Source organism: Nocardioides antri (genome assembly GCF_008373765.1).
Taxonomy (GTDB): Bacteria; Actinomycetota; Actinomycetes; order Propionibacteriales; family Nocardioidaceae; genus Nocardioides; species Nocardioides antri.
This window is the reverse complement of record NZ_VUJW01000002.1, coordinates 165916-180778: the sequence shown is the minus strand read 5'-3', so window position 1 is coordinate 180778 and position 14863 is coordinate 165916. Positions and strand designations below refer to the sequence as shown.

Below are 14863 nucleotides of genomic sequence, written 5' to 3'. Positions count from 1 at the left end.
GGACGCCCGCGAGGGCGGGCGCGGCGAGGCGGACGATGCTCAGGACTCCGGCTCCTCGGGAGGCAGGGAGCCCTCGGGCCGCTTCTCGACGGGCGCGTCACCGGCCGAGAACGGCGCGCTGCGGTCGCTCTTCGGGATCAGCTCGATCGCGGGCTCGTGGTAGCTGACCTGCGTGAGTCGGTCGTCGACGAAGTGGAGCGACGTCACCGAGCAGAGCGTGCACTGCCGCCGGCGCGGGTCGTGGAGGAAGGACCGCTTCTCCGCGTGCAGCCGGGTGGTCCAGATCGGCAGCTGGTGGGAGACGATGACGCCCTCGTGGCCGGCGGCCTCGAGGCGTACGTCGTGGACCGCCGCCATCATCCGGGTGACGATCTCCTTGTAGGGCTCGCCCCACGAGGGCCGGAACGGGTTGTAGAGGTGCCGCCAGAGCAGCGGGTTCCGGAGCGCGTTGGTGCCGCGGCCGAAGGTCAGGCCCTCGAACCGGTTGGTGGACTCGATGACCCGGTTGTCGATCTCGATCTCGAGCCCGAGCTTGTCGGCCAGCGGCGCCGCGGTCTCCCGCGCACGCTCCAGCGGCGAGGAGCGGAGCACGGTGACGTCGCGGGAGGCGAGGTAGGCAGCGGCCCGCTCGGCCATCTCGCGGCCGAGGTCGGAGAGGTGGAAGCCGTCGCGGCGCCCGTAGAGCACGCCCTCGGGGTTGTGGACCTCCCCGTGGCGGACCAGATGGACGATGGTGTCGGGCGTCATGGGGAACCTCCGGTGGTCGAGCTGGTCGAGACCTCGGCAGCGGCCGCGGCGGCAGCGGGCAGGGCGTCGAGCACGGTCTGCACGGCGCGGTCGTCGTGGGCGGCGGAGACGAACCACGCCTCGTAGGCCGAGGGCGGCAGGTGGACACCCCGGTCGAGCATGGCGTGGAAGAAGGCACCGTACGCCGCCACGTCGGTCCGGGACGCCCCGGCGAAGTCGCAGACCGGCCCGTCGGTGAGGAACACCGAGAACATCGAGCCCGTCGACTGGATGACGTGGGGCACGCCGGCCGCGGTGAACGCCTCGGCGACCGCTCCACGGAGGGTGTCGGCGACGGAGGAGAGGTGGTCGTAGACGTCCGGCGTCGCCAGCCGGAGCGTGGCGAGGCCGGCGGCGGTGGCGATCGGGTTCCCGGACAGGGTGCCGGCCTGGTAGACGGGCCCGTCCGGGGCGAGCGCGGCCATCACGTCCGCCCGGCCGCCGAACGCCGCGGCGGGCAGGCCGCCGCCCATCACCTTGCCGAAGGTCACCAGGTCGGGGCGCCAGCCCTCCACCGCACCGTCGGTGCCCCACTGACCGCTGCGCGAGACCCGGAAGCCGGTCATCACCTCGTCGCTGACGAACAGCGCACCGTGCCGGCGGCAGGTCTCGGCGAGGAACGCGTTGAAGCCGGGCTCGGGCGGGACGACACCCATGTTGCCGGGCGCGGCCTCGGTGATCAGGCAGGCGATCCGGTCGCCGTGCTCGGCGAAGGCCGCCTCGACGGCCGCCCGGTCGTTGTAGGGCAGCACCAGGGTGAGCGCTGTCGACGACTCCGGCACGCCGGGGGTGCCGGGGATCGAGAACGTGGTCAGGCCGGAGCCCGCCGAGGCGAGCAGCGCGTCGAGGTGGCCGTGGTAGCAGCCGGCGAACTTCACCACCACGTCGCGGCCGGTGAAGCCGCGGGCGAGGCGGATCGCCGACATCGTCGCCTCGGTCCCGGAGGAGACGAGCCGGACCTTCTCGACCGGAGCGCGACCGATGATCTCCTCGACCAGGGCCACCTCGCCCTCGGTGGGCGTGCCGTACGACGTGCCGCGGGCGGCCGCCGCCTGGACGGCCGCGACGACCTCGGGATGGGCGTGCCCCAGCAGCATCGGGCCCCAGGAGCAGATCAGGTCGACGTACTCGTTGCCGTCGACGTCGGTCAGCCATGCTCCCTGCGCCGACGCGACGAACCGCGGGGTGCCGCCCACGGCGTTGAACGCCCGGACGGGTGAGTTCACCCCGCCGGGGGTCACGGCGCGCGCTCGGGCGAAGAGCTCCTCGGAGCGGGACGTCGGGACGGGAGTCACCGAGTCATTGTGGCCGATCGAAGGACGGATCCCCTCCTCGGGGGCAGTCTGTTCTACGCCTCTCGTGGGTACTGTGGTGTGTGCCACGCCGGGTGGGCCACAAATTGGAACGTGTGACACCCGTAACGTGTATGTGGGACCATTCGTTCTGTCTGTTGTCGCACCCGTGGGAGCAGGCGCGACGACACAGTGAGTCCGGTAGCGGGGAGAGACTCACGTGACCGAGTTCGGGGCCACAGGGCCTGGGGAGAGAGTCCATATGTCGAGGAAGCGTTTGGGACGGCTTCAACGGGCCGCCACGATCGTTCCGCTCGCACTGCTGTCGGCCGCTTGGACCGCCAGCGTGGCAGGCATCGGTGGGGTGTCTCCCGCAGTGTCGGCCAGCCAGTCGCCTGACGAGTCGCTTCCGGACGGCACCAGCGTGCCGACCGACGCGATCGAGGCACCGGCGAGCGTCTCCGACCCCGACAGCCTCAGCCCGACCGGCAACGACCAGAACATCGTCGCCACCGCGTCGACCAACCAGATCCCCTCGGCCGCCCTCGCCGCCTACCAGCGCGCCGAGGCGGTCATCAACAAGGCCGACAAGAGCTGCAACCTCACCTGGCAGCTCGTCGCCGCGATCGGCCGGGTGGAGTCCAACCACGGTCGCTTCGGCGGCAACGTCCTCGACAACGACGGTGTGGCCACGCCCGGCATCTACGGCGCTCCGCTCAACGGCCGCAACAACACCCGGGCGATCAGCGACACCGACGCCGGTCAGTTCGACGGCGACAGCAAGTGGGACCGCGCGATCGGCCCCATGCAGTTCATCCCGTCGACCTGGTCGATCGTGGGTGTCGACGCCGACGGTGACGACAAGCGCAACCCCCAGGACATCGACGACGCGGCGCTGGCCACGGCGGTCTACCTCTGCTCCGGCAAGGACGACCTGTCGACCCTGGTCGGCCAGCGGTCCGCGGTCTTCCGCTACAACCACAGCCAGTCGTACGTCGACCTGGTGCTCGCGATCATGGACGCCTACCTCGACGGCGACTTCACCACGATCCCCAACAACACCACCTCGGCCGGCTACATCGTGCCGGAGGCCCCGACCTACAACCCGGGCACCTACAACGGCGCCAACGACAGCCGGCCCAGCGACGGTCCCGACGTCTCCGACGACGACGGCTACGTGCCGGTGGACGACGGCGACGACGAGGAGCCGCCGACGACTCCGCCGCCGGGTGGCGGTGGGCCCGTGCCGCCTCCGCCGGGTGGCGGCGGCAACGACAACCCGCTCGACCCGGGCGGCAACAACGTCCCCGACACCAACACCCCGGTGGACGAGCCGCTCGAGAACCTCATCGACGGCCTGCTCGGCCCGCTGACCAAGATCCAGGCGAAGCTCAAGTGCAACGCGGAGTTCCTCCTCGACCCGGTCAAGCTGGAGCAGTGCCTGAGCTCCTACGGCCTCTGACCCAGCAACGACTCAGCAACGCGAAGGACCCCGGATCCAGGATCCGGGGTCCTTCGCATTTGCGTCGCTGGCAGACGCCCGGCTCAGGGCAGGAGCGCTGCGACCTCGACGGCCCAGTAGGTGAGGATCAGGTCGGCGCCCGCCCGTCGGATCGACGTGAGCGTCTCGAGGATCGCCGGCTCCCGGTCGATCCAGCCGCGGGCGGCGGCGGCCTCGACCATGGCGAACTCGCCGCTGACGTTGTAGGCCGCGACCGGCACGCCGCGCAGCTCGGGGGCGTCCCGGACCTGCCGGATGACGTCGAGGTACGCCAGCGCCGGCTTGACCATCACGATGTCCGCGCCCTGCTCGACGTCGAGGACCGCCTCCCGGACGCCCTCGAGCCCGTTGCGCGGGTCCTGCTGGTAGGTCCGACGGTCACCCTGGAGCGACGAGTCCACCGCCTCCCGGAACGGTCCGAAGAAGGCGGAGGCGTACTTGGCGCCGTAGGCGAGGATCCCGGTGTCGGTGTGCCCGGCCGCGTCGAGCGCCGCGCGGATCACGGCGACCTGGCCGTCCATCATGCCGCTGGGGCCGACCATGTCGACCCCGGCCGCGGCCTGGGCGACGGCCATCTCGGCGTACGCCGCGAGCGTGGCGTCGTTGTCGACCCTGCCGTCGGGCGTGAGCACGCCGCAGTGCCCGTGGTCGGTGAACTCGTCGAGGCAAAGGTCACCCATCACCACGACCGCGTCGCCGACCTCGTCCGCCACGTCCCGGATCGCGACGTTGAGGATCCCGTCGGGGTCGATGGCCCCGGAGCCCGCCGGGTCCTTCGACTCGGGGATGCCGAAGAGCATCACCCCGCGGATCCCGGCCTCTGCCGCCTCGACCACCGCCTTGCGGAGGGTGTCGCGCGTGTGCTGCACGACACCCGGCATGGACGAGATCGGCCGGGTCTCGGTGATGCCCTCGCGGACGAACAGCGGCAGCACCAGCTGCGACGGCCGCAGCGTCGCCTCCGCCACCATCTCCCGCATCGCAGGGGTGGTCCGTAGGCGGCGCGGGCGGATGACGGGGGGGTCGAGCTCGGTCATGGGGCCATCATCCCGCGGCGGACGACAGTTTCACCGGCCGGCCGGTGAAACTGTCTCCCCGTCACTCGGCCTTCCGCCGCCGACCCGACGCCTTCCGGTCGCTCGGCTTCGTCACCGGCTCGCCGGCCTCCACCATCGCCTGGCGGCGGGCGGCTCCGAAGTCGGCGAGGGCCTCGACCAGCACGTCGACGTCGGGCTTGGGCGCCATGACGTCGACCCGCAGGCCGTGCTCCTCGGCGGTCTTCGCCGTGGCGGGCCCGATGACCGCGATCACCGTCGACGGGTGCGGCTTGCCGGCGATGCCGACCAGGTTGCGCACGGTCGAGGACGACGTGAAGACGACGGCGTCGAACTTGCCGGTCTTGATCGCGTCGCGGGTCGGCGCCGGCGGCGGCGCCGCACGCACCGTGCGGTAGGCCGTCACGTCGTCGCACTCCCAGCCGAGGTCGATCAGGCCGGCGACGAGGTTCTCGGTGGCGATGTCGGCACGCGGCAGGAAGACGCGGTTGATGGGGTCGAGCTGCTCGTCGTACTCCGGCCAGTCCTCGAGCAGGCCGGCGGCCGACTGCTCGCCCGACGGCACCAGGTCGGCGCGCAGGCCCCAGGCAGCGATCGCCTGGGCGGTCTTGTCACCGACCGCGGCGATCTTGAGGCCGCTGAAGGCACGGGCGTCGAGGCCGTACTCCTCGAACTTCTCGCGGACCGCCTTGACCGCGTTGACCGAGGTGAACGCGATCCACTCGTAGCGACCCTCGACCAGGCCGCGGACGGCCTTGTCCATCTGCTGCGGGTTGCGGGGCGGCTCCACGGAGATGGTCGGGACCTCCTCCGGGACGCCGCCGTAGTGGCGCAGGCGGTCGGACAGCGTCGCGCTCTGCTCCTTGGTGCGCGGCACGAGCACGCGCCAGCCGAAGAGCGGCTTGGTCTCGAACCACGACAGCGCCGCGCGCAGGTCGACGACCGAGCCGACCACGGTGATCGCCGGCGGGGCGATCCGAGCGGCACGTGCGTCGGCGGCGATCCGCTCGAGCGTGGACGTGACCGTCTGCTGCTCGGTGGTCGTGCCGACCCGGGTCATGGCGACCGGGGTCTCGGGCGACCGGCCGGCGGCGATCAGGTCCTTGGCGATGTCGCCGATCTGGCCGACGGCCGAGAGCAGGACCAGGGTCGGGGTGTCGCAGTAGCGGCTCCAGTCGACCCGGTCGCCACACGTCACGACCGCGACCTCGCGGTGGTCCTTCGTGGTGAGCGGGATGCCGGCGTAGGCCGGGACCGCGGCGACCGACGACACACCGGGCACGACCTCGAACGCGAGGCCGGCCTTGGCGACGGCCTGGGCCTCCTCCGGGCCGGAGGCGTAGAGGAACGGGTCGCCGCTGAGCAGGCGTACGACGCGCAGCCCGCGCTTGGCCTGCTTGACGACCACCTTGGCCCGGGCGGCGTGGGTCAGCGGCTGGCCGTCCTCGCCGAACCCGCCGTCGACGACCTCGGGTCCGTCGGTGCTGTCCGCGCTGTCGGGGGACGTGCCCCGCAGCCGGGCGATCAGGTCGAGGTGCTCGGGCGCCTCGGTGATCAGCACGTCCGCGCCCTCGATGAGCCGCAGGGCGCGCACGGTCAGCAGCTCGGGGTCACCGGGACCGGTGCCGACGAACGCGACGCCGGCAGCGTGGTTCGTGGCCATGTTCTTCTCAGCCTTGGCAGCCTTGGTGGCGGCTGAATGGGCTCGCGTCATGCGTTGTGCACCTCTGTCGATCCTGCGGCGGGTTCGGTGATGTTGGAGGGTTCGGGAGCGGAGTCGAGCTGCCCGGCACCCTCGTCGAGCAGCTCTTGCGCCAGCTGCGCCCCCAGGTGGGCGGCAGCGGAGGGGTCGGTCAGGGGTGCGGAGGCGGAGCGGCGCACGGCGAGCGTGCCGTCCTCCGAGAGCACGACAGCCCGGAGCCACAGCTCGGGACCGTCCTCTCCCTCGGCGACCTCGGCGAGGGCGCCGATCGGGGCGGAGCAGCCGCCCTCGAGCGTGGCGAGCGTCGTGCGCTCGGCGAGCACGGCAGCGTGGGTCGCGGGGTCGTCGAGCGCGGCGAGGAGGTCGACGAGCGGGTCGTCGGCGCGGCACTCGACCGCCAGCGCACCCTGCCCGGGGGCGGGCAGCATCTGGAGGGGGTCGAGCACCTCGCTCGCCTCGTCCAGCCGCCCGATCCGCGCCAGGCCCGCTCGCGCCAGCACCACCGCGTCACACTCTCCTGCCCGCACCTTGCCGATCCGGGTGTCGACGTTGCCACGGATGGCCACGACCTCCAAACCGAGGCCGAGGGCGTGCAGCTGGGCGGCTCGCCGGGGCGACCCGGTGCCGACCTTGCTGCCGGCCGGCAGCTCGCCGAGGGTGAGCCCGTCGCGGGCGACGACGACGTCTCGGGGGTCCTCGCGCTCGGGTACGGCGGCCAGCGCGATGCCGGCCTCGGGGTAGGTCGGGAGGTCCTTGAGCGAGTGCACCGCGAGGTCCACCTCGCCGGTCAGCAGGGCGTCGCGCAGCGCGCCGACGAACACGCCGGTCGAGCTGCCGCGCAGCGGTGTGCCGGCGGCCTGGCTGCGGTCGCCGTCGGTGGTGATCTCCACCAGCTCGGTGTCGACGCCGAGCCGGTCGCGCACCAGGGCGGCGACGTGCTCGGCCTGGGTGGTGGCGAGGAGGCTGCGGCGGGTGCCGACGCGGAGGGTGCGGCGCCCCGTCAAGGCCGGTCCCGTCACTGTCGATCCGGTCACGGGGCTCCCTCCTCGGGGACGCCCATCGGCCGGGTCACGGCGTCGACGGCCTCGGGGTCGAGCGCGAACAGCTCGGCGAGGGCCGCGGCGTAGGAGACGGCGCCGTCCTCGTTGGCGAGCTCCTTGACCCGCACCGTCGGCTCGTGGAGCAGCTTGTCGGCGACCCGGCGCACGGCGTGCCGGATCTCGTCGCGGACGTGGTCGTCGAGGTCGGGCAGGCGGCTCTCGAGGCGGGTCATCTCGGCGTCGACGACCGACGTCGCCATCGAGCGGAGCGCGACCACGGTGGGGGTGACGCTGGCCTGGCGGCGGGCGGCGAGGAAGGCGGTGACCTCCTCGCCGAGGATGCGGCGGACCTCGAGGACCTCGACGCTGCTGGTGCCGTCGTGGAGGGCCTCCGCGAGCTGGGCGAGACCGATCAGCGTCACGCCGGGCAGCTCGGCGGCGGCCGGGTCGACGTCGTGGGGCAGCGCGAGGTCGATGATCGCCAGCGGCCGGTCGGCGACGTCGGCGCGGGCCGCGGCGAGCACGTCGCGACCGACGAGGGTCGCGGCGGAGCCGGTGCAGGTGATCAGCACGTCGGCGCCGGTGAGCTCGGCGGCCAGCTGGGAGATGGGGACGGGGTGCGCGTCGTAGAGCGCGGCGAGCCGCTTGGCCCGCTCCATGGACCGGTTGACGACGGCGACCCGGCGCGCGCCCATCCGGGCGACGGTCGCGGTCGCGAGCCCGGCCATCGCGCCGGCGCCCAGGACCACAACGTCCTTGCCGCGCACGGCGTCGTCGGACCCGTCGATCTGGTCGATCGCGGCGGTGACCAGCGTCGGTGCCACCTGGTCGATGGCCGTCTCGGCGCGGGTGCGCTTGCCGACCCGGAGGGCCTGCTGGAAGAGCGTGTTGAGGGCGGGCCCGACGGTGCCGAGCTCCTGGCCGCGGCGCAGCGCCTCGCGGGTCTGGCCGAGGATCTGGCCCTCACCGACCGCCATCGAGTCGAGGCCCGCAGCCACCTGGAACAGGTGGGAGATCGCGCCGTCGTCGTAGTGCACGTAGAGGTGCGGCAGCATCGCCTCGGTGGTCTCACCGGCGCGCTCGACGAGGAGCTTGGAGAGCGACTCGACGCTGCCGTGGAAGCGCTCGACCTCGGTGTAGATCTCGACCCGGTTGCAGGTGGAGATGACGGTCGCCTCGGTGACGTGCTCGCAGGCGGCGGCGTCCGCCATCAGCTTCTGCACGCCGTCGTCGTCGAGCGCGACGCGCTCCAGCAGGGAGACCGGTGCGGAGTTGTGGGAGATGCCCACGACGAGGACGCTCATGCTTCGCCTCCCATGGCTGCGGCGACCTCGTCGCGCGCGTGCTCGTGCGCCTTGCGCTGCTCGTGGTAGGCCAGGATCTGGAGCTCGATCGAGAGATCGACCTTCCGGACGTCGACGCCGTCGGGCACCGAGATCACCGCCGGTGCGAAGTTGAGGATGCTGGTGATGCCGGCGGCGACCATCCGGTCGGCGACGTCCTGGGCCGCTGCGGCGGGGGTGGCGATGACGCCGATCGCGACGGCGTGCTCGTGGGCGATCGCGTCGAGGTCGTCGAACGGGCGGACGGCGACGCCCGCCACGACCTCCTCGTGGCGCTCCGGGTCGGCGTCGAGCAGCGCCACGACGCGGAAGCCACGGCTGCGGAAGCCGGAGTAGCTCGCGAGGGCGTGACCGAGGTTTCCGATGCCGACGATGACGACCGGCCAGTCCTGCGTCACGCCGATCTCCCGGGCGATCTGGTAGCGCAGGTAGTCGACGTCGTAGCCCACGCCCCGGGTGCCGTAGCTGCCGAGGTAGGACAGGTCCTTGCGGAGCTTGGCGCTGTTGACGCCGGCGGCGGTGGCGAGGTCCTCGCTTGAGCACGTGCGGATGCCGGCATCGGCCAGCGCCGTCAGCGCCCGGAGGTAGACGGGCAGGCGCGCGACCGTGGCCTCCGGGATGACCCGGGCCGTCTCGCTCGAAGTCCGTGCGGTCACAGCTCCACTTTCCAGCTGCACTCACCGCGGGCGCAGCGCATTCACTCTAGGAGTTTGTGAATGCGAGAACAAATCAGCGCGGAGCCGGCTCCGCCTGGCGCGTGACCGGCCACACAACGAGGCGGTACGCCGCGAAGTTGAGCGCGAGGCTGCAGGCGATCGAAGCCAGCTTGGCGGCGGCGAGTCGCAGGTCGGCGTCGTCCAGCAGGTGCTCGAGGACCCACAGCCAGCCGTGGATGAGCAGCGGCTGTGCGACCCACATCACGGTGCCGGTCGTCGCCACGAACAGCAGCCCCTGGCGCAGCGTGAGCCGCCCGGCACGGAAGGTGAAGAGCCCGTTCACGACGAAGCTGAACGCCATGCCGGCGCTGGCCGAGACGAAGTTGGCCAGCGTGATCCCGAGGTGGCCGTGCAGGAGCAGGAACAGCCCCCAGTCGATCGCGGTGTTGCAGACGCCGACCCCGGCGAACCGCACCGCCGTCCAGGGGATGCGGCTCTTCAGGAGACCACTCCCGGGTCGTCCTGCCCCATGTCGCGGTGGCGGCGCGGCGGGGGCGGCGTACCGTCGCGGGCGACGAGCGCGAGCGAGTAGAGCGGGCGGTCCTGGGCCTCGATGTAGACGCGACCGAGGTACATGCCGATGACGCCCATCATGATCAGCTGGATGCCGCCGAGCAGGAACATGCCGACGCCGAGGAACGCCCAGCCGGGCACGGACTGGTCGGGCTGGAACAGCCGGACGTAGAGGACGTACGCCGCGAGCAGCACGCTCAGCAGCGAGATGAAGATGCCGAGCCGGCTGATCATCCGCAGCGGGGCGGTGGAGAACCCGAGGATCCCGTTGGCCGCGAAGCTGAGCATCTTCCGCAGCGGGTAGCCCGTCTCCCCGGCGTACCTCTCGTCGCGGTCGAACAGCAACGCCTCCTGCCGGAAGCCGACATCGGCGACGATGCCCCGCAGGAAGCGCCCGTGCTCGCGGTAGCGGGCGACCTCGGCCACGACCTTGGCGTCCATGAGCCGGAAGTCGCCCACGTTGCGGGGGATCTCGATCGACGCCAGCCGGTCAAGCGCCCAGTAGAAGACGTACGCCGTGCTCCGCTTGAAGACCGTGTCCTTGCGGCTGCGGCGCTGACCGTAGACGACGTCGACGCCGTCCTCCCACAGGCCGATCATCTGCACGCTCACCGCGGGCGGGTCCTGGAGGTCGGTGTCCATCACGATGACCGCGTCCGCCGAGCCGTCCTCGGCGACCAGGTCGAGACCTGCGGTCACGGCCAGCTGGTGCCCGAAGTTGCGGGACAGGTCGAGCACCGTCACCCGGGGGTCGGCGGCCCGCAGCTCGAGCAGGCGATCCAGCGAGGCGTCCCGGCTGCCGTCGTTGACGTAGACGAACTCGTAGTCGAGGTCGCTGCGCACGGCAGTCGCCTCGGTCAGCGCGCCGTGGAACACCGTGATGTTGTCCTGCTCGTTGTAGACGGGCAGGACGTAGGCGATCCGGCGCCGCCCGGTGGAGTCTCGGTCGGTGGGATCGGCCATGCGGCGAACTCTAGATGGCCATGAGGCCGAGGCCGACGAGCACCACGGCGAAGAGCGCGGAGAGCGCCAGCTGCACCGGCTTGAGCCATCGGCTCAGCAGCGCGTCGGTGCCGTGCAGGTCCTCGCGCACCGCGGAGTCGTGGCTCCGCCGTACGTGCGACTCACGGACGAAGCCGACGGCAGCCACCATGAAGAGCGGCCCGGCCGTCGTCCAGTAGCGGGACCCGGCGACGTGGACGAACGGCTGCACGAACAGCGCGAGCAGCGCGAGCTTGGCGAGGGTGTCGAGGATCTGCGCCTCGAGGGAGCGGAGCTGGACGAAGAGCATCGAGATCAGCGTCAGCAGGAGGAACGGCACGTAGAGGAGGTACGTCGACCACCACACGACGTCCTCGCCGACCTCGCCGGCGGCCGACCGCCCCTCCGCCGGCTCGATGTAGCGGACGAAGTTGGCGGGGATGAAGAAGTAGGAGCCGATGTTCCACCACGCCTGCCGGGCGTAGTCGCGGCGCTCGAGGTCGCGCAGCGCGTAGTCCGACATCTGTTTCTCGACCTCGACCTCGGACTCCCCCGTGGCACGGCCGACCTCGCGGGCGTAGCGCAACGGGCGGAACCAGAGGTAGCTGTCGGGATCGCACTTGCCGAAGCACACCTGCTCGCGGTCGCCGAACGTGTTGGCGAGCGAGATCGGGACCGTCGTGGTCGTGATGACGCGGGCGTCCAAGGACGCCGACGCCACGATCGACCACGGCGCGAGCAGCAGCAGAAAGACCACTCCGGCGAGGCCCGCGGCCAGCACGGCCCGCACCCGCTGCGCACCCTTGAGCAGCAGCAGCGCGGCGACCAGCGTCGCGCAGCCGAGCGCGGCGAGCACGATCGACGTGCTCGAGCGCAGGTAGAGGACGAAGACGGCGAGAAGGCCGAGCTGGAGGGCCTCCGTCCAGGCCGGCGACCGGCCGGCGCGCAGCTTGCGGAGCATGTCGACGATGTGGGCGACGAGCACGATCAGGACGATGCCGCTGAGCGGGTCGCCGTACGCCGTGAACGACATGAGCACCCAGCTCGGCAGCAGGCCGGGAAAGACCACCAGCAGCGCGGCGTACGTCGGGCCCAGCCGCTTGCGGACCGACGCCACCGCCCACAGCAGGACCGCCAGGCTGGCGAGGCCGAGGTAGGCGCGGCACAGCGGGTCGGAGGCGTCCGGGAACACCACGAACAGGGGCGTCATCACGATCCCCATGCCGGGCATGAACCACCCGGAGGCGACGACGTTGCGCTCGAGCTCGGCGCCGTCCGGAGCGGTGAACGCGAAGACGTCGCGCAGCAGGTTGGAGAGCGCACGCGCGCTGTCGTAGTACTGCTGCTCGTCGTTGTAGGCCGGCGCGTTCATCGTGAGCGGGTAGACGAGCAGCTTCAGCACGAGGTGGGCGCCGAGCAGCCACAGCAGCAGGACCTCGGGGCGCGGCAGCCGGGCCGCCACCCGCGCCACGACGCCGCTCACGAGTCCTCCCAGCGCTTGGTGACCCTCGGGTCGCTGCAGACCTCCGCCTCGCTCTGGGCCTCGACGACCGGCAGGTCGAGCTCGAACGTGCCGCGGACCAGGGTGTCCTCCTCGATCCCGGGCAGCTGCTCGACCATCACCCGGACCACCTCGTCGCGGCTGCCGTCCGGCGGCCGGAGGACGGCGTCGTACGGCGGCGCGGGGCGCTGCGAGGCGACGAACCCGGCCTCGGCGAAGTCGGCGACGATCGCCTCGAGCGCCTCGGCCTCGTCGATCTCGTCGTACTGGCCGAGGAGCCGGCGGCGCATCTCGCCGTCGACCTCGACGTCGCCGTCACGTCGTACCTGGTAGGGGAACCTGAACCGGACGTCGCCCGGCAGCGGGAAGCAACCGGTCGCCAGGGCATCCTCGGGCAGGCTGGGACGGTAGTCCGCGGTGGGCTCGGCGCGTCCGAACCGGTGACTCAGCAGCAGCACCACGAGAACCACCACGATCCCCGCCAGCGCCCCGAGGCTCCGCGTCTTGCCGGTCACCTGCCAGACCTTAGGACGTGCCGGCCCCTAGCCCGTGAGGGCCCTCCGCAGGCGCGCCGGATCCACCCGCCAGAAGTCGTGCTGCCGGCCGTCGACGAGCGTCACCGGGATCTCGTTGGCGAAGCGCGCCTGGAGCTCCGGGTCGTCGTCGATGGAGATCTCGGTGTACTCCTCCCCGACCTCCGCGCAGACCGCCTCGATCACTGCACGTGCGTCGTCGCACAGGTGGCAGCCCGGCCGCGAGTAGAGCGTCACCCGGGGCTCGCCGCTCGTCACTCGAGGAGCCCCAGGGCCCGCCGGCGCTCCCGGCCGCGCAGCCGGCCCTTCTGCACCTTGCCGGTGACCGTGTGCGGGAGCTCGGAGACGACCTCGATCCGGGTCGGCTGCTTGAACCGGGCCAGCCGGTCGCCGCAGTGCGCCGCGACCGCGGCAGCCAGCTCGGCGGGGTCCGCCTCCGGCTCCGTGGGTACGACGTAGGCGACGACTGCCTCGCCGGTCAGCTCGTCCTCCGCGCCGATCACCGCGGCCTGGCGCACGCCGGGGACCTCGAGGACCACCGCCTCGACCTCGGTCGGGTAGACGTTGAAGCCCGAGACGATGATCAGCTCCTTGACCCGGTCGACCAGGTGCAGGTCGCCCGCGTCGTCGAGGACGCCCACGTCGCCGGTGGCCCACCAGCCGTCGCTGTCGGGCCCGTCGGCGCCGTCGGGCCAGTAGCCGCTGAACAGGTTGTCGCCGCGGATCACGATCTCGCCCGGACCGTTGAGGTCCGCGCCGCTCAGGGGCACGCCGTCGTCGTTGACCAGGCGCAGCTCGATGCCGTCGAGGGGAGCGCCGACCGATCCAGGTTCGAACCGCTCCGACCGGAGCGTGGTGGTGACCACGGGCGCCGCCTCGGTCAGGCCGTAGCCCTGGTGCACCGGGATGCCGGTGCGGGCGGTGAACTCGTCGATGACGTCGGCGGCCAGCGGCGCCGACCCGGACAGCACCAGCCGGACCGGCCCGAGCCGCTCCTCGAGCGCGTCGACGCCCCGCCAGTGGGCGAAGACCGGCGGCGCGACCGGCACCACGCTGCACGCCTCGTCCTCGATCAGGTCGAGGGTGCCCTCGGGGTCGAACCGCTCGGTCAGCACCAGCTTCGCGCGGTGGCGCAGCACGCCGCCGAGCACGGCGTTGAGGCCGTAGACGTGGAACAGCGGCAGCACCCCGAGCACCACGTCGTCGCTGTGGATCATCGGCGGGTCGACGGTGGCCACCTGCTCGATGTTGGCGATGAGGGCGCGGTGCGTGAGCATCGCCGCCCGCGGGAGGCCGGACGTGCCGCTGGTGTAGAGCAGCACTGCGAGCTTCTCGGGATCGGGCAGCTGCGGCGCCGGCCGCGGCGCCGCGGCGCGGAGGTCGTCGTACGACCGCTCGTCGGCCTCGGGCTGCGTGCCGACGACGACGATCCGCACCGGCCGCTCGCTCCCCTCGTTGACCTCCGCGACGGCCGCGCGCACGGCGGCGGCCGTGTCGGGGTCGCAGACGGCCAGCCGCGCGCCCGAGTCGGCGAGCATCCGGGCGAGCTCGTCGCCGGTGGAGCCCGGGTTGACGGGTACGGCGACGGCCTGTGCGCGGAGCACGCCGAGGTAGGTGGTGACGAACTCGAGCCGGTTGCCGAGCGCCAGCAGCACCCGGTGGCCGGCGACGAACCCGGCCGCCCCGAGTCCGCTCGCGACCCGGCTCACCTCGACGTCCAGCTCGGCCCACGTCATGCCGCGGCCGCCTGCTTCGACGACCGCGAGCCGGTCCCCGGCCTCGGCGGCGGCGGATCCCAGGAGGGCGGCCACGTCGGCGACAGACATGAAAGGGATCCTACGCAGTATTGAATCGGCCGAGCGTGTCGCAGACGGTGCGCCACCGCCCGGGCCTTCGCAAG

The 14863-nt window shown here is 72.2% G+C and carries 14 protein-coding genes; 1 reads left to right on the top strand and 13 read right to left on the bottom strand.

Going from position 1 to position 14863, the window contains the following annotated elements; genetic code table 11:
• Positions 1 to 39: 39 nt before the first annotated feature.
• Both F0U47_RS05275 and hemL read right to left on the bottom strand, forming a co-directional pair.
• Positions 40 to 747: a histidine phosphatase family protein gene (locus F0U47_RS05275; RefSeq protein ID WP_149749279.1), complete on the bottom strand. Its 708-nt coding sequence runs from the start codon at positions 745 to 747 to the stop codon at positions 40 to 42.
• Positions 744 to 2081: a glutamate-1-semialdehyde 2,1-aminomutase gene (hemL, locus tag F0U47_RS05270; RefSeq protein WP_246159465.1), complete on the bottom strand. Its 1338-nt coding sequence runs from the start codon at positions 2079 to 2081 to the stop codon at positions 744 to 746. Before hemL ends, F0U47_RS05275 begins: the two co-directional genes overlap by 4 nt.
• A gap of 343 nt (positions 2082 to 2424) precedes the next feature.
• Between hemL and F0U47_RS05265 the strand changes: the two genes are divergently transcribed.
• On the top strand, positions 2425 to 3540 hold the full coding sequence (locus F0U47_RS05265) for a lytic transglycosylase domain-containing protein (protein ID WP_246159464.1): 1116 nt from the start codon (positions 2425 to 2427) through the stop codon (positions 3538 to 3540).
• Positions 3541 to 3623: 83 nt separating this feature from the next.
• Here the strand turns inward: F0U47_RS05265 and hemB are convergent, their stop codons facing one another.
• The 11 genes from hemB to F0U47_RS05210 form a co-directional block, all read right to left on the bottom strand.
• Positions 3624 to 4616, bottom strand: coding sequence for a porphobilinogen synthase (hemB, locus tag F0U47_RS05260; protein WP_149749277.1), 993 nt, complete (start codon positions 4614 to 4616; stop codon positions 3624 to 3626).
• Positions 4617 to 4677: 61 nt separating this feature from the next.
• The gene (locus F0U47_RS05255) at positions 4678 to 6348 is read right to left on the bottom strand and encodes a bifunctional uroporphyrinogen-III C-methyltransferase/uroporphyrinogen-III synthase (RefSeq protein ID WP_149749276.1); all 1671 of its coding nucleotides are present in this window, start codon (positions 6346 to 6348) and stop codon (positions 4678 to 4680) included.
• Positions 6345 to 7370 (bottom strand): hydroxymethylbilane synthase, encoded by a 1026-nt coding sequence (hemC, locus tag F0U47_RS05250; RefSeq protein WP_246159463.1) that lies wholly within the window; start codon positions 7368 to 7370, stop codon positions 6345 to 6347. The genes F0U47_RS05255 and hemC overlap by 4 nt, the downstream gene beginning before the upstream one ends.
• Positions 7367 to 8680, bottom strand: a complete 1314-nt coding sequence (locus tag F0U47_RS05245) for a glutamyl-tRNA reductase (protein ID WP_149749275.1) — start codon at positions 8678 to 8680, stop codon at positions 7367 to 7369. Before F0U47_RS05245 ends, hemC begins: the two co-directional genes overlap by 4 nt.
• On the bottom strand, positions 8677 to 9375 hold the full coding sequence (locus F0U47_RS05240; protein ID WP_149749274.1) for a redox-sensing transcriptional repressor Rex: 699 nt from the start codon (positions 9373 to 9375) through the stop codon (positions 8677 to 8679). The genes F0U47_RS05245 and F0U47_RS05240 overlap by 4 nt, the downstream gene beginning before the upstream one ends.
• Positions 9376 to 9448: 73 nt before the next feature.
• Positions 9449 to 9850 carry a GtrA family protein gene (locus tag F0U47_RS05235; RefSeq protein WP_188111178.1) on the bottom strand — a complete coding sequence of 134 codons (402 nt, stop codon included), beginning with the start codon at positions 9848 to 9850 and terminating at the stop codon, positions 9449 to 9451.
• Positions 9851 to 9873: 23 nt separating this feature from the next.
• Complete coding sequence (locus tag F0U47_RS05230) at positions 9874 to 10911, bottom strand: glycosyltransferase family 2 protein (protein ID WP_149749272.1); 1038 nt, start codon at positions 10909 to 10911, stop codon at positions 9874 to 9876.
• A 10-nt stretch (positions 10912 to 10921) separates the two neighbouring features.
• Positions 10922 to 12412 carry a hypothetical protein gene (locus tag F0U47_RS05225; RefSeq protein WP_149749271.1) on the bottom strand — a complete coding sequence of 497 codons (1491 nt, stop codon included), beginning with the start codon at positions 12410 to 12412 and terminating at the stop codon, positions 10922 to 10924.
• On the bottom strand, positions 12409 to 12945 hold the full coding sequence (locus tag F0U47_RS05220) for a hypothetical protein (RefSeq protein ID WP_149749270.1): 537 nt from the start codon (positions 12943 to 12945) through the stop codon (positions 12409 to 12411). The genes F0U47_RS05225 and F0U47_RS05220 overlap by 4 nt, the downstream gene beginning before the upstream one ends.
• A gap of 27 nt (positions 12946 to 12972) precedes the next feature.
• Complete coding sequence (locus F0U47_RS05215) at positions 12973 to 13221, bottom strand: glutaredoxin family protein (protein ID WP_149749269.1); 249 nt, start codon at positions 13219 to 13221, stop codon at positions 12973 to 12975.
• Positions 13218 to 14789, bottom strand: a complete 1572-nt coding sequence (locus tag F0U47_RS05210; RefSeq protein ID WP_149749268.1) for a class I adenylate-forming enzyme family protein — start codon at positions 14787 to 14789, stop codon at positions 13218 to 13220. Before F0U47_RS05210 ends, F0U47_RS05215 begins: the two co-directional genes overlap by 4 nt.
• Between the last annotated feature and the right edge of the window lie 74 nt (positions 14790 to 14863).